Consider the following 13396-nt stretch of genomic DNA (forward strand, 5'->3'; position numbering starts at 1 on the left):
TTTTCTATGCTCGCTCACGCCACTGTCTCGCAGCCCCCCGGTCTCCAGCCCGCGCTGCTGGAAGAACCCTACCTGCTGGAAATCGTCAACATCAGCAAAGGCTTTCCCGGCGTCGTGGCCCTGGCCGATGTGCAACTGCGCGTGCGCCCGGGCTCGGTGCTGGCGCTGATGGGCGAGAACGGTGCGGGCAAGTCGACGTTGATGAAAATCATCGCCGGCATCTACCAGCCCGACGCCGGTGAAATCCGCCTGCGCGGCAAGCCGATTGTGTTTGAAACACCGCTGGCGGCGCAGAAGGCCGGGATCGCGATGATCCACCAGGAACTGAACCTGATGCCGCACATGAGCATCGCCGAGAACATCTGGATCGGCCGCGAGCAGCTCAATAGCTTGCACATGGTCAACCACCGCGAAATGCACCGCTGCACCGCCGAGTTACTGGCCCGTTTGCGCATCAACCTGGACCCGGAAGAACAGGTCGGCAACCTCAGCATCGCCGAGCGGCAGATGGTCGAGATTGCCAAGGCGGTGTCCTACGACTCCGACATCCTGATCATGGATGAACCGACTTCAGCCATTACCGAAAAGGAAGTGGCCCACCTGTTTTCGATCATTGCCGACCTCAAGTCCCAGGGCAAAGGCATCGTCTACATCACGCACAAAATGAACGAAGTGTTTGCCATCGCCGATGAAGTGGCGGTGTTTCGCGACGGCCAGTACATCGGTCTGCAGCGCGCCGACAGCATGAACAGCGACAGCCTGATCTCGATGATGGTCGGCCGCGAACTGAGCCAGTTGTTCCCGGTGCGCGAGACACCCATCGGCGATTTGCTCTTGTCGGTGCGCGACTTGAGCCTGGACGGCGTGTTCAAGGACGTGTCGTTCGACCTGCATGCCGGTGAAATTCTCGGCATCGCCGGGTTGATGGGCTCGGGGCGTACCAACGTGGCAGAGACCATTTTCGGCATCACCCCAAGCTCCGGCGGCCAGATTACCCTTGACGGCAAAGCGGTGCGCATCACCGACCCGCATATGGCCATCGAGAAAGGTTTTGCGCTGTTGACCGAGGACCGCAAGCTCAGTGGCCTGTTCCCGTGCCTGTCGGTGCTGGAGAACATGGAGATGGCCGTGCTGCCGCATTACTCGGGTAACGGCTTTATCCAGCAGAAAGCTCTGCGCGCGCTGTGCGAAGACATGTGCAAGAAGCTGCGGGTGAAAACCCCGTCACTGGAGCAGTGCATCGACACCCTGTCCGGCGGCAACCAGCAAAAAGCCTTGTTGGCGCGCTGGCTGATGACCAACCCGCGCTTGCTGATCCTCGATGAGCCGACCCGTGGCATCGACGTTGGCGCCAAGGCCGAGATCTATCGCTTGATTTCCTTCCTCGCCAGCGAAGGCATGGCGGTGATCATGATTTCCTCGGAGTTGCCGGAAGTGCTGGGCATGAGCGACCGGGTGATGGTGATGCACGAAGGCGAACTGATGGGCACCCTGGACCGCGCCGATGCGACCCAGGAAAAAGTCATGCAGCTGGCTTCCGGTATGACCGTAGTCCACTGACGAACCGCACAGAATAAGAAGGTGATTGGCTATGAACGCAATAACAGACAACAAGCCTGCCACGGCACCGGTCAAGCACCGTCGGCGTTTACCCACCGAGCTGAGTATCTTCCTGGTGTTGATCGGCATCGGCCTGGTGTTTGAACTGTTCGGCTGGATCGTGCGCGACCAGAGCTTCCTGATGAACTCCCAGCGTCTGGTGCTGATGATCCTGCAAGTGTCGATCATCGGCCTGCTGGCGATTGGCGTGACCCAGGTGATCATCACCACCGGTATCGACTTGTCGTCCGGCTCGGTGTTGGCGTTATCGGCGATGATCGCTGCCAGCTTGGCGCAAACCTCGGACTTTTCCCGGGCGGTGTTTCCCAGCCTGACCGACTTGCCGGTGTGGATTCCGGTGGCCATGGGCCTGGGGGTCGGGCTGCTGGCGGGGGCAATCAACGGCAGTATCATTGCGGTGACCGGCATTCCGCCGTTTATTGCGACCCTGGGCATGATGGTCTCGGCCCGTGGCCTGGCGCGCTACTACACCGAAGGCCAGCCGGTGAGCATGCTCTCGGATTCGTACACGGCCATCGGCCATGGTGCGATGCCGGTGATTATCTTCCTGGTGGTGGCGGTTATCTTCCATATCGCCCTGCGCTACACCAAGTACGGTAAGTACACCTACGCCATCGGCGGCAACATGCAGGCGGCGCGCACCTCGGGCATCAACGTCAAGCGTCACCTGATCATCGTCTACAGTATCGCCGGTCTGCTGGCGGGCCTGGCCGGTGTGGTGGCCTCGGCACGGGCGGCCACCGGCCAGGCCGGCATGGGCATGTCCTATGAACTGGATGCGATTGCGGCGGCCGTGATCGGCGGTACCAGCCTGGCGGGCGGGGTAGGGCGCATCACCGGCACGGTGATCGGCGCGCTGATCCTCGGGGTGATGGCCAGCGGGTTTACCTTTGTGGGGGTGGATGCGTATATCCAGGACATCATCAAGGGCTTGATCATCGTGATTGCGGTGGTGATCGACCAGTACCGCAACAAGCGCAAGCTCAAGCGCTGATACCGAGTTACGGGCAACACCTATCCAATGTGGGAGCTGGCTTGCTGTGGCGAGCAAGCTTGCTTGCGCTGGGGTGCGAAGCGCCCCTAAAAAGCCTGCTCCAGCTGCGCTGTCGAACGGGAGCAAGCTCCCTCGCCACAGCAAGCCAGCTCTCACAGTTAGTCTTTATCAATCAGTTCTAACCGTTTGTCTTCTATATAGCTCCACAGCACTGAATTTCTTGCTATAAACGCACTCCGATGACCGTTCGCCAAGCCCGTCCTGGTGCCTTTGGGGGTTAATTGGGAAAAATTGCCTGTCTTTTCAGTTGCTGAGCCCTCAAGTCGGCCTTAGACTGCCGCCCCTCGTAAATTGAGTGCCGGGTGGCGCTTGAAATGGACGGCGCCTTTCCGAGGCCTGCGAAGGTCTGCCGGAACGCTCCCTTATTCGCCTTAATGCACGTATTTTTTATAGAGAAATCAATGACAAAGGAAAAGTTGCTGGCCATGCCGGCGGATGACTACATGAATGCCGAACAGCACGCTTTTTTCGAGAAGTTGCTGCAAGACATGAAAGTGGAACACCACGAGCGCATTGAGCAGAACCGCATCGCCATCGAAAGCCTGGACACCCCGGCGGACCCGGCTGACGCTGCCTCTGTGGAAGAAGAGCGCACCTGGCTGGTAAACGCCATCGACCGCGACCAGCGCATGCTGCCGCAGCTTGAGCGTGCCCTGGAACGCATCAAGGAAGATTCTTTTGGCTGGTGCGATGACAGCGGCGAGCCTATCGGCCTCAAGCGCTTGCTGATCAGCCCGACCACCAAGTACTGCATCGAAGCGCAAGAGCGCCACGAGCAGATCGACAAGCACCAGCGCCAGGCCTGATCCCCTGAAGTCGGGCATCGCAGCTGTGATGCCCGAAGAAACACCGGTTACGCCCCTGTCTATTGATCTGCTGCAAGCCCCCCACGAAAGGCCCATGGATAATGGCTCTATAGTGGCGTTTAATGCAGCAACAATAACGACAAACAGTGGGGTGACGACGATGGCTGGAGACGGATCTCTGATGGGCGCAGCAGCGCCACCGCAAATGGTGGTGCGTGTGCTGCCCGGCTGGCTGACGCCGCTTATGCAGAGCACCGCGCTGGTGCTGGTTTTGCTGGGCCTGTCGTTTGCCGGTTTGCCGCTGTACCTGTGCCTGCCACTGGCTTTGCTGGTGATCTGGCTGCCTGCGCTCAAAGCCCGAGTGCCGCGTGTCGCGCCGCCCCTGGCGATTGATACGCTGGGTGAGCTGACTCGCGATCTTTCCTATACCACCAGTCATAACGCGCTTTCCGCTGCCGGCGTGGCCTATTCGGTCAAGCAACTGGCCGCGCGCGTGCAATCGCAATTAGGCGCCGCCAAGCAAATTGTCAGCAGCGCCGAAGTGATGATCGGCACCGAGCAAGTCACCTCTCAACTCAGCCGGCAGGCCTTGGGCGCGGCCAGCCAGGCGCACCAGCGCAGCACTGAAGGGCGCGAAGTGTTGGCCCAATCGATCACCCGCATGCACCAACTGCGCCTGCGCGCCAATGCCAGCCGAGAGTTGATCGAAGCGCTGAGCCAGCGCAGTGAAGAGATCCAGCGTGTGACCCTGGTGATCCAGTCCATTGCCAGCCAGACCAACCTGCTCGCGCTGAACGCCGCCATTGAAGCGGCGCGCGCCGGTGAGCACGGGCGCGGCTTTGCCGTAGTGGCCGATGAAGTGCGTGGCCTGGCCGGGCGTACGGCCACGGCGACGGATGAGGTCGGCGTGATGGTCGCCGATATTCAACAACGCACCACCCAGGTCGTGGAGCAGATTCGTCAACTGTCCGCCGACTTGCACATCGGCGTCGAGCAGGTAGAGCAGGCGGGTGAGCAACTGGAAAATATCGCCAGCCTGGCCGCCGACGTAGAAGGGCAGGTCAACGAGATCGCCCAAGGCACCGACACCAACCGCGCGCAACTCGACAGCCTGTTTCACGCGGTCGAGCAGATGCGCAGCGATCTATCGGTGAGCGACCAGCAGACACGGCAACTGGCCGAGGTCGCGGTGCAGATGGAAGGGCAGGCAGAAACCATCAGTGAACGCCTGGCTGAAGTCGGGCTGGATGACTATCACCAGCGCATCTACGACCTGGCCCGTGAAGGGGCGAGCCGTATTGGTGCGCAGTTCGAGGTTGACATCCTGCAAAACCGCATCAGCCTGGAAGACCTGTTCGACCGCAGCTACACCCCCATCCCTAATACCCAACCGAGCAAATACCACACGCGCTTTGATGGCTACACCGACCAAGTGCTGCCGGCGATCCAGGAAGCATTGCTGCCGCGTCATGAGGGGCTGGTGTTTGCGATTGCCTGCACACCGCAGGGTTATGTGCCCACGCATAACAAGGCGTTCTCCCACACCCTGACCGGCGATGCACAGGTTGACGCCGTGCAGAACCGTACCAAACGCAAGTTCGACGACCGTACCGGCATTCGTTGCGGCAGCCATCAACAAGCAGTGCTGTTGCAGACCTATACCCGCGACACGGGCGAGCTGATGCACGATTTGTCGGTGCCGATCATGGTCAAGGGGCGGCATTGGGGTGGATTGCGTCTGGGCTATAAACCGGAAGGGGCCAAGGCTGGGCATTAGGATTGTTACTGTTTATGCAATGGAGCTATTCCGGGGATAGCTTTTTCCAACTGGAATAAAACCGTAGCATGGCCAACATTGTTAGGTAGCTAACTAATGTGGCGGAGAAGCTCCATGCAAAACAAGGTCGATGTCGCCGTAATGATCGGCAGCGGTGTTCCCGAAACCCTGCGTGCGCTGGGCCAGAAAGCCTGCTGGGTAGTGTTGCTCAATGGCGAGCAACGCGGCACGGCATTCGCCAGCCGCAGTGAAGCCGAGGAGTGCAGAGCTGCCTGGCAGGCGCTGATGCACCTGGAACAGTCAGACAGCCTGCATTGAAGCGTTTTATTGGGGCTGGTGCAGGCGCTGGTTCAGCTCATCCACCGGTATTGCCCATTCGGCGTCGTCGCGCAGTTCTTCCTTGAGAAATGCCGCTTGTTGCGCAGACCAGAAGGGTGCGTCGATCAGCTTCACGTCTTCGGCCAGCGGATGCGCGATGATAAACGCGTCGATGGCTTCGGGTGTTGAATCCAGGCCGAGTTGATCAAACAGGGTTTCAAGCGTTGGAATTGGCGCGTCCATGGTGGGTTCTCCATGCAAGGTGAGGGATGTTGTGCATGTGAGGCCTGGGACGCGACAGAGTTCAGGATTTGCACTGGTCAGGAATTGAGTGCACCTGAATCCACGGCGGACTTCAGCGCCTTGGCGGCATCTTTGCCGGCAATGGCCGCAGCGTCGACGGTTTTGAACCAACGATCTTTTTCGACCTGATGCGTGGTAACCGTGGTCAGCGGTGGTTTGGCCCGCATAATGATCACCGCTTGAAATTCACCGTCTACTTCCCGCGCATCGCCATGGATGAAAAATTCGCCAATATCAAATTCCGTCACGTATCGCCTTCCCTTCAAGTTAACTGCATCAAGGTCACTGCACTGATGAATACTGACCCGCAAGGGACACATTTCAATGGGCGGGTCAGTATGGCAGTAGTTGAAGGGCGGCGGCGCAGTAAAGTCATCCGGGGGACGAAACCATCGCGCCGTGAATTGCATTCAGGCTGGCTTCGAGCTGTTTGGCCAATTCACAGGCCTTCGAGTGCGTGCTGCGAAAGCCTTTGATCCTGCCACTGGTCACTTCCAGGATATGAAAGAAATTGCGCCCGGCCGGTACCACTTGGTAAAGAACGCAATTGGAGTACCCGCTGGGGTTATGTAAGCAGTAGTATTGGCGCTCGTCGGGACATGATGAACGAGTGCGGGACGACATAACGGCGTGTTGACGTGGTTGCATGCTCAGCTCCTGTCGATCGATCTTGTGGACTTACCAGCAGCGTTTCGAGTGGTTTTGAACCGGGTTGCTGTTTTAGTATTGTCGTTACCAGCCGATGCCTGGTTCCATTCCGGGTGTTATGTAATGTGCAGGCTGTCGGAAATCGCTTTTTTAACCGGGTTATTCTCTGAAGTGGGTCGGTCCGAGTTCTCGGGCGGCTGAACCTGTGATTTGCTGTGCTGGCTGATGACCTTGCATAAGGTCCATCGTGTATCGCTGTACTAGTCTTATGGCGTGGTAGCAGGTTTCTTCAGTTTTTTACGAATGTGTGATCGAGCCGTAACGGCCGTTTTTTTGTGCTGCCCGCTCCGGCGGTCAGTGCCTTTTTTGATGTGGGGGCGTTTCCTTGGCAGTCAGTAATCTGGATATGCACGCGTTATTCGTGCTGGGTGATTTGCGCGCAAAGTTGGTCAAGCAGTTTCAATCCCGTTTCGTTTACATCACTGAACAGACGCCGGAAGGCATTTACATCGCCGAGATCGATACTGAATCGGCGCTGGTCGTGGATGACAAACCGCGCCTGGAACTCAAGGTCGGTGACCATTTTCGTGCCGCCGTATTGCCGAGCCGCGAAGGCGGCAAGTTCGAATTGAAGTTTCGCGACATCAAGTTGACGGTGTATGGCTTGGGCGATTACGCCTTTGTTTCGTCGACCGAAGGCCAGGGCATCGTGTTCAAGGAAGGCCACAGCGTGATGCTGGTGTTCGCCGCCAATGAACAGTTGCAGGAAGGCTTGACCAAAACCCTCAAGGCCGTGACCGGCAAGGCTGCCAAGTGGCGCAAGGGTGAACTGGTGACGTTCAAGGCCAGTGAATAACTGCTAAACGCCACGTGTATTCTTGCTCCTCCGGAACCTCTACTACAGTTGAGTTGACTTAACTATTCAGAGGCTTCGCGCATCCGCAGCAAAGCCGCCCGCTATGGCTGTGAAAATGCGAGGTGCAGAGGCATGAAAGGATTGAGAACCCGGGTGGTGGCGGCTGCGGCTGCGGCGCTGACGACCGTGAGTCTGTCGTTGCCGGTATCGGCTGCGCAAACGCCGGTGCACTTTGCCGACCTGAATTGGGAAAGCGGCAGCCTGATCACCGAAGTGCTGCGCTTTATCGTCGAAAAGGGTTATGACCTGCCCACCGATACGTTGCCCGGTACCACCATCACCCTGGAAACCGCGCTGGCAAAAAATGACATCCAGGTGATCGGCGAAGAATGGGCCGGCCGCAGCCCGGTGTGGATCAAGGCCGAAGCCGAAGGCAAAGTCATCGGCCTGGGCGATACGGTCAAAGGTGCCACCGAGGGTTGGTGGGTGCCGGAATACGTGGTCAAGGGCGACCCGGCCAAAGGCCTGAAGCCGTTGGCGCCGGACCTCAAGACCGTGCAGGACCTGGCGCGTTACAAGGACGTGTTCAAAGACCCGGAGTCACCCGGCAAAGGGCGCTTTCTCAACAGCCCGATCGGCTGGACCTCGGAAGTGGTCAATGCGCAGAAGCTCAAGGCTTATGGCTTGAACGACAGCTATGTGAATTTCCGCAGTGGCTCGGGTGCGGCGCTGGATGCGGAGATTGCGTCGTCGATTCGCCGGGGCAAGCCGGTGCTGTTCTACTACTGGTCGCCAACACCCTTGATGGGCCGCTACAAGCTGATCCAGCTGGAAGAACCGCCATTTGACGCCGATGCCTGGAAGACCCTGACCGATGCAGACAACCCCAACCCACGGCCGACACGCTCGTTGGCGTCCAAGCTGAGCATCGGTGTGTCGACACCGTTCCAGCAGGCGCAGCCGCAGATTGCCGAGTTCTTTACCAAGGTGCAGTTCCCGATCGAGCCGTTAAATAAAGCCTTGGCGGCGATGAGCGAAAATCACACGGCGCCGCGTGAAGTGGCGCAGATGTTCCTCAAGGAACATCCAGAAGTGTGGAAGGCGTGGTTGACGCCGGAGGTGGCGCAGAAGGTTGAGGCGAGCCTGAAGTAACCTCCAATGTGGGAGCCGGGCTTGCCCCCGGTGGCGGTGTAACAGTCAACGTATACATGACTGACACACCGCCATCGCGGGCAAGCCCGGCTCCCACATTTGGTTCTTTATTCCAGGTTTAGAATCGGGTTTGTACGGCCAACTCAAACGTCCTCGGCGAGCCCAAATAGTAAGCCGGCGACACATGCGCAAACTCGGCATACACCTCATTCGTCAGGTTACGCACCCGCCCGGTCACCGAGGTATGTGCATCGACTTTGTAACGCAGGAACGCGCCGTACAGCGTATAGGCCGGCACTGTCTGGGTATTGGCGTTATCGGCATACACCTGGGCCACATACCGCGCATCCACACCGCCTTGCCAGTCCTCGGCAAAATCATACGTCAGCCACAGGTTGCCCACACGCTTGGGCACGTTGGTGGGCGTATTGCCTTTGCGCGAGACCACCGCGCCGCTGGCGATTTTCTCGTTGAAGTCATCGTACTCGGCATCCACCCAGGCAACGTTGCCTTCGGCCAGCAGGCGTGGCGTGATGCGTAACGAGCTGGCCAGCTCGATGCCCTTGGAGGTCTGCGCACCCACCGGGATGCTGTTGTTCGGGTCGAGCGGGTCGGTGACGGCAAAGTCCTTGCGCTCGATCTTGTAGGCGGCGACGGTGGCCGAACCGCGACCGTCGAGGTAGTCGAACTTGCTGCCGACTTCCCACTGTTTGCCGGTCGACACGTCGAACACTTGAGTGGTGGTGGAAGGCTGCTCGGCCGCGGTGCTGTATTGCACATACACATTGGCCGATGGAATGAACTGATACGTCAGGCCCACGCGGCCGGTGACCGGTTCCCAGTTGCGCTTGAAGTGCCGTGGGTTGGTGGCGGTGACTACGCGATGGTTAGTCACATCCAGGTCGATGGCGTCGTAACGCAGGCCCGTGAGCAGCGAGAGTTTATCGGTGAGGCCCAGGCGGTTTTCCACAAACAGGGCTTTGGTGGTGACCTCGTTGGTCTTGTCTTTGATAAAACCTGGCTTGGTGCCCGGAATGTCGTAGAAGTGCCCGGGGTTGTAGGCGTTCGGGTCCACCGTGCTGTTGCCCGGCACATTCAACGGGTTATTGGTGGTGCTGTTGACCTTGTACTCGAAGCCACCGGACCAGGTGGTCGACAGGCCGAACACGCTGTCGTCATGGCGCAGTTCGAACTGGTTGCCGTGCTGCTCGCCCTGATGGCGCACCTGGTAGGCGGTCGAGCGGTTCACCGCGCTGTTGTCGGCGTTGTACTGGTAGGTTTCCAGGTTGCGGTAGTCGCGCTGACTGTCCAGGTGATACAGGATGTTTTTCAGCGTGGTGCTGTCGTTGATCCGGTAGTCGATGATCGAGCGCATCCAGATCGTGCGTTGCTCGTAACGACCGTCGGCGACGTTGTAGTTGTTGAAGCGGTTGTGCTTGTCGATTTTCAACTCACCCGCCTTGGGGTTGAGCACCGGCGTGCCCCAATACGGGCTGTCTTCATGCTCATCCTGGTATTCCAGGGCCAGGGTGTGGGACAGGTTGGGGGTGAGGTCACTGAGCAAGGAAAACGCCAGGCTCCAGGCATCCCGCTGGTCGCGGTCGATGTAACTGTGGTTGGTGTTGCGGCTCACATCCAGGCGCGCGTAGTGCTGCACCTCGGCGCCCGGTTCGGTCAGGGCGTGGTTAAGGCCAAAGGCTATGCCGGCAGTGTCGTAGCTGCCATAGCTGAGCTGGCCTTCGGCGGCTTGTTCCTCACGGGTGGCCAGCTTGGTCACGTAGTTGAGCGAGCCGCCCACGGAGCCGGCGCCGTTGATCAGGGAGGAGGGGCCACCGACCAGCTCCACCCGGTCATAGATCCACGCATCCACCGGCCGTGCCAGGCCGGTGGCGACGTTGATGCCGTTGAACATCTGGGTGATCTGGCTGCTGGTAAAACCACGATAGGACACAAACCCGCCAAACCCCGGCGGCGCACTGGCGTTGACGCCGGGCAAGGTGTTGGCCGCATCGCGGAAGGTCTTGGCGCCATGGCGCTCAATGTCGTTGCGGTTGGCAATGGCCACCGACGCCGGGGTTTCGCGCAGGCTTAACCCCAGGCGTGACGCGGTGCCGCTGGATTGGTCCAGGGCCAGGCCCGGTTCGCTGGTTTGTTCGCCATCAATGGTGGTGGGGGCCAGCTCAAGCGCCCAGGCACAGACAGGCAGGCAGCCGAACAGGCCCGCCAACAAGGGTAAATGTTTCATGGTTGAATCCTGAAAATCTTGGCTTGAAAACAACGCACAGCGCTCCGTAGTCCTAAAGGGAACGGTGGCTGATGCAGATCAGAAAGCGCAGGGATCAGGCAAAAGCGGGAGGCGCGCGTGGGTTGGCCGTGGGCCAGGTGAAGCGGGCAGGAATATCAGCAGCAAGCACCACCGCCGGCGGTGGCGCGTGGGGTTGCGGCAACACCGCTACATTGAGGCTGGAACTGAGTGCCGGGCCCATGCCGCCGGTCGAGCACAATGGGCAGCCGAACGCCTTGGACAGCGTCGGCAGGTTCTCGTCGGTGGAGTTGTTCTGCGCAGGCGCTTGGGTGCGCGGGTCGACCGTACAAAACTGGCCGCCGATGCCGTTGAGCTGCATGCCCAGCATCTGCCCATGACCAATACTGCACGCGAACACATTGAACAGGACGCAGCAATACAGCATCCAGGCAATGAGTGAGCGGTCGGCACGGGCGATTTTCATGGGGCGGCACTTTACCATCAGCCGCCGACGAAATGCCTACAAAAAATCTCAGGCCGACTATCCTCATTCGCACCTTTGAGGGAGCGCCTGCCATGAGCTTTTTCGTCGCACGCTGGATCGTCGCGATTTTTACCTGCATCAGCATGGTGCATCTGTACTGGGCCGCCGGCGGCAAGCTCGGCAGCCTGGCCGCCATCCCCGAATTGCCCGGCGAGTTCGCCCAGGGGCCGCGGCCGGCGTTCAAGCCGTCGGCGTTGGGCACGTTTCTGGTGGCGATGGGCTTGGTGGCGATTGCGTTGCTGGTGTGCCTGCGGGCCGGGTTGTATTTTTCGCCGGTGTCCCACGGCGCTCTGCAATGGGGCATCAGTGCGATTGCCTTGGTGATGTTCGCGAGGGCGATAGGCGATTCGGAACTGGTGGGCTTTTTCAAGAAGGTGAGCGGGTCCAGATTTGCCCGTTGGGACACCTATTTCTACTCACCCTTGTGCCTGGTGTTAGGCGCGGGCTTGTTGATCGTGGCGTGGAGCTGATAACAAAACACACAAAAGCCACATAGCCAACAAAACCCACTTGACACGCCCCCAGGCGTGGGCGTTTATTGACGTACCCACCGGACTCATGTGCAGACGGCCCAGGATACTCAATGAACGCAGACCTTTTGATGCCCACTGTGATCGACGCTGCCGAGGCCATTCGCGCGGGCACGCTGTCTGCGGTACACCTGGTCGAGCAAAGCCTGCACGCAATCGAAACCCACAATCCCACACTCAATGCGTTTGGCGACGTGTACGCCGACTCGGCATTGGCGCAAGCGCAGGTGCTGACCGAAGAGGCCAGGGCAGGGCAGTTGCGTGGCCCGCTGCATGGCGTGCCCTTTGGTATCAAGGACCTGTTTTCCACCGCCGGCCTGCGCACCACCCGAGGCTCGTTGACCGGCCTTGAGCATGTGCCCAGCCAGGATGCGCCGATCATTCGCCGCCTCAAGGACGCCGGTGCAATTATCCTCGGCAAAACCGCCACCACCGAATTCGGTTGGACTGGCGCCAGTACCTCGCGTGTGTTCGGCAACGGCCGCAATCCCTGGAACCCACAGCTCACCAGCGGTGGTTCCAGCTCCGGCTCGGCGATTGCCGTGGCGGCACGCATGGTGCCGGGCACGCTGGGCTCCGATGGCGGTGGGTCGGTGCGCATTCCGGCCGCGTTCTGCGGAGTGTTCGCGATGAAGGGCTCCTTGGGCCGCATTCCGACCTGGCCATGGTCGGCCACCGAAATGCTCAGCCATGCCGGGCCGATCACGCGCACGGTGCGCGACAGCGCCTTATTATTCGACATTCTTTCCGGGCCTGACCCGCTGGATCACCAAGCCTTACCGGCCTTGACCGAATCCTGCCTGGCACGCTGCGACCAGCCACTGGGGCCGCTGCGGGTGGCGTATTGCCCGACATTGTTCAACACCCCGGTCGACCCGGTCATTGCCGCTAGCGTCGAGGCCGCCGTGTACAACCTGGCGGAACGTTTGCCGGTCACCGTGACCACCCTGGAAGTGGGCTGGCAGGACCCGCTCGCCACGTTCGAAACCTTGTGGGTCGGCGGGCGCGGCATTGCTTACGGCAAAGCCCTGGCCGATCGCCTCGACCAACTGGACCCAGGCTTTGCCGCGTTGATCCAGCGCGCGGGCGAGTACGACCTTGGTGACTACCTCAAGGCCGTGCAGCAGCGGGCGCAGTTCGCCAACCAGGTGCACGCGTTGTTTAATGAGTACGACGTGTTGCTACTGCCGACGCTGCCAACCCTGCCGTTCGCCGCCGACCAGGTCGCGCCCGACGGCTGGCCGGGTGCAGACGGCGCCGTGCCCTGGGCGCGTTGGACGCCTTTTACCTACCCGTTCAATATTACCGGCAACCCCGCCGCCAGCCTGCCTTGCGGCTTCAGCCCGAGCGGCTTGCCGATTGGGTTGCAAGTGGTCGGCCCGCGCTTTTCCGACGCCCAGGTGTTGCAGTTCTGCGCTGCAGTGGAAGCCATTGCGCCTTGGGATCAGCACCTGCCTCCTTTGTTGTCCTGACCTGATTACCCGTGGAGCCGGCTCGTTAGAAGCCTGCCCTGGACAGATCCTTTTGTAGTGTTTCTGCCCTT

At 59.9% G+C, this 13396-nt stretch carries 14 protein-coding genes; 9 read left to right on the forward strand and 5 right to left on the reverse strand.

Annotated features, from left to right (window positions below; translation table 11 throughout):
- Positions 1 to 6: 6 nt before the first annotated feature.
- From PSH96_RS12600 to PSH96_RS12620, 5 genes are all read left to right on the forward strand, one after another.
- Positions 7 to 1560: a sugar ABC transporter ATP-binding protein gene (locus PSH96_RS12600; RefSeq protein ID WP_305459526.1), complete on the forward strand. Its 1554-nt coding sequence runs from the start codon at positions 7 to 9 to the stop codon at positions 1558 to 1560.
- A gap of 31 nt (positions 1561 to 1591) precedes the next feature.
- On the forward strand, positions 1592 to 2614 hold the full coding sequence (locus PSH96_RS12605; RefSeq protein WP_026013640.1) for an ABC transporter permease: 1023 nt from the start codon (positions 1592 to 1594) through the stop codon (positions 2612 to 2614).
- A gap of 461 nt (positions 2615 to 3075) precedes the next feature.
- Positions 3076 to 3480: a TraR/DksA C4-type zinc finger protein gene (locus tag PSH96_RS12610; RefSeq protein ID WP_003191666.1), complete on the forward strand. Its 405-nt coding sequence runs from the start codon at positions 3076 to 3078 to the stop codon at positions 3478 to 3480.
- A 544-nt stretch (positions 3481 to 4024) separates the two neighbouring features.
- A complete protein-coding gene (locus PSH96_RS12615; RefSeq protein ID WP_370694362.1) occupies positions 4025 to 5257 on the forward strand; it encodes a methyl-accepting chemotaxis protein in 1233 nt (410 codons plus the stop codon).
- A 114-nt stretch (positions 5258 to 5371) separates the two neighbouring features.
- A complete protein-coding gene (locus PSH96_RS12620) occupies positions 5372 to 5575 on the forward strand; it encodes a hypothetical protein (protein ID WP_017136429.1) in 204 nt (67 codons plus the stop codon).
- A 6-nt stretch (positions 5576 to 5581) separates the two neighbouring features.
- On the opposite strand, the gene PSH96_RS12625 is transcribed toward PSH96_RS12620, so the two are convergent.
- From PSH96_RS12625 to PSH96_RS12635, 3 genes are all read right to left on the reverse strand, one after another.
- Complete coding sequence (locus PSH96_RS12625) at positions 5582 to 5818, reverse strand: DUF2789 domain-containing protein (protein WP_305459528.1); 237 nt, start codon at positions 5816 to 5818, stop codon at positions 5582 to 5584.
- A 77-nt stretch (positions 5819 to 5895) separates the two neighbouring features.
- The gene (locus tag PSH96_RS12630) at positions 5896 to 6126 is read right to left on the reverse strand and encodes a hypothetical protein (protein ID WP_056859433.1); all 231 of its coding nucleotides are present in this window, start codon (positions 6124 to 6126) and stop codon (positions 5896 to 5898) included.
- Positions 6127 to 6250: 124 nt separating this feature from the next.
- Positions 6251 to 6526, reverse strand: coding sequence for a hypothetical protein (locus PSH96_RS12635; protein WP_305459529.1), 276 nt, complete (start codon positions 6524 to 6526; stop codon positions 6251 to 6253).
- A 406-nt stretch (positions 6527 to 6932) separates the two neighbouring features.
- Between PSH96_RS12635 and PSH96_RS12640 the strand changes: the two genes are divergently transcribed.
- Together PSH96_RS12640 and PSH96_RS12645 are read left to right on the forward strand one after the other, a co-directional pair.
- A complete protein-coding gene (locus tag PSH96_RS12640; protein WP_050547738.1) occupies positions 6933 to 7382 on the forward strand; it encodes a hypothetical protein in 450 nt (149 codons plus the stop codon).
- A 132-nt stretch (positions 7383 to 7514) separates the two neighbouring features.
- A complete protein-coding gene (locus tag PSH96_RS12645; protein ID WP_305459530.1) occupies positions 7515 to 8534 on the forward strand; it encodes an ABC transporter substrate-binding protein in 1020 nt (339 codons plus the stop codon).
- A gap of 118 nt (positions 8535 to 8652) precedes the next feature.
- Here PSH96_RS12645 and PSH96_RS12650 read toward each other — a convergent pair whose 3' ends face one another.
- Positions 8653 to 10779 carry a TonB-dependent siderophore receptor gene (locus tag PSH96_RS12650; protein WP_305459531.1) on the reverse strand — a complete coding sequence of 709 codons (2127 nt, stop codon included), beginning with the start codon at positions 10777 to 10779 and terminating at the stop codon, positions 8653 to 8655.
- 94 nt (positions 10780 to 10873) lie between these two features.
- Positions 10874 to 11263: a DUF2946 domain-containing protein gene (locus tag PSH96_RS12655; RefSeq protein WP_305459532.1), complete on the reverse strand. Its 390-nt coding sequence runs from the start codon at positions 11261 to 11263 to the stop codon at positions 10874 to 10876.
- Positions 11264 to 11355: 92 nt separating this feature from the next.
- On the opposite strand from PSH96_RS12655, the gene PSH96_RS12660 reads away from it, so the two are divergent.
- Entirely contained in the window at positions 11356 to 11793 is a 438-nt protein-coding gene (locus PSH96_RS12660) for a DUF3995 domain-containing protein (RefSeq protein ID WP_305459533.1), read from the forward strand.
- 131 nt (positions 11794 to 11924) lie between these two features.
- Positions 11925 to 13325, forward strand: a complete 1401-nt coding sequence (locus PSH96_RS12665) for an amidase (RefSeq protein WP_305460057.1) — start codon at positions 11925 to 11927, stop codon at positions 13323 to 13325.
- Positions 13326 to 13396 lie beyond the last annotated feature (71 nt).

This window comes from Pseudomonas sp. FP2338, assembly GCF_030687515.1.
Classification (GTDB): domain Bacteria; phylum Pseudomonadota; class Gammaproteobacteria; order Pseudomonadales; family Pseudomonadaceae; genus Aquipseudomonas; species Aquipseudomonas salomonii.

What these genes read in the sequence shown, in the direction of transcription:
- PSH96_RS12625 (WP_305459528.1), bottom strand. Translation starts at nt 5,818, where the DNA reads ATGGACGCGCCAATTCCAACGCTTGAAACCCTGTTTGATCAACTCGGC.
- PSH96_RS12600 (WP_305459526.1), top strand. Translation starts at nt 7, where the DNA reads ATGCTCGCTCACGCCACTGTCTCGCAGCCCCCCGGTCTCCAGCCCGCG.
- PSH96_RS12605 (WP_026013640.1), top strand. Translation starts at nt 1,592, where the DNA reads ATGAACGCAATAACAGACAACAAGCCTGCCACGGCACCGGTCAAGCAC.
- PSH96_RS12635 (WP_305459529.1), bottom strand. Translation starts at nt 6,526, where the DNA reads ATGCAACCACGTCAACACGCCGTTATGTCGTCCCGCACTCGTTCATCA.
- PSH96_RS12650 (WP_305459531.1), bottom strand. Translation starts at nt 10,779, where the DNA reads ATGAAACATTTACCCTTGTTGGCGGGCCTGTTCGGCTGCCTGCCTGTC.
- PSH96_RS12665 (WP_305460057.1), top strand. Translation starts at nt 11,925, where the DNA reads ATGCCCACTGTGATCGACGCTGCCGAGGCCATTCGCGCGGGCACGCTG.
- PSH96_RS12610 (WP_003191666.1), top strand. Translation starts at nt 3,076, where the DNA reads ATGACAAAGGAAAAGTTGCTGGCCATGCCGGCGGATGACTACATGAAT.
- PSH96_RS12660 (WP_305459533.1), top strand. Translation starts at nt 11,356, where the DNA reads ATGAGCTTTTTCGTCGCACGCTGGATCGTCGCGATTTTTACCTGCATC.
- PSH96_RS12645 (WP_305459530.1), top strand. Translation starts at nt 7,515, where the DNA reads ATGAAAGGATTGAGAACCCGGGTGGTGGCGGCTGCGGCTGCGGCGCTG.
- PSH96_RS12640 (WP_050547738.1), top strand. Translation starts at nt 6,933, where the DNA reads ATGCACGCGTTATTCGTGCTGGGTGATTTGCGCGCAAAGTTGGTCAAG.
- PSH96_RS12620 (WP_017136429.1), top strand. Translation starts at nt 5,372, where the DNA reads ATGCAAAACAAGGTCGATGTCGCCGTAATGATCGGCAGCGGTGTTCCC.
- PSH96_RS12615 (WP_370694362.1), top strand. Translation starts at nt 4,025, where the DNA reads ATGATCGGCACCGAGCAAGTCACCTCTCAACTCAGCCGGCAGGCCTTG.
- PSH96_RS12655 (WP_305459532.1), bottom strand. Translation starts at nt 11,263, where the DNA reads ATGAAAATCGCCCGTGCCGACCGCTCACTCATTGCCTGGATGCTGTAT.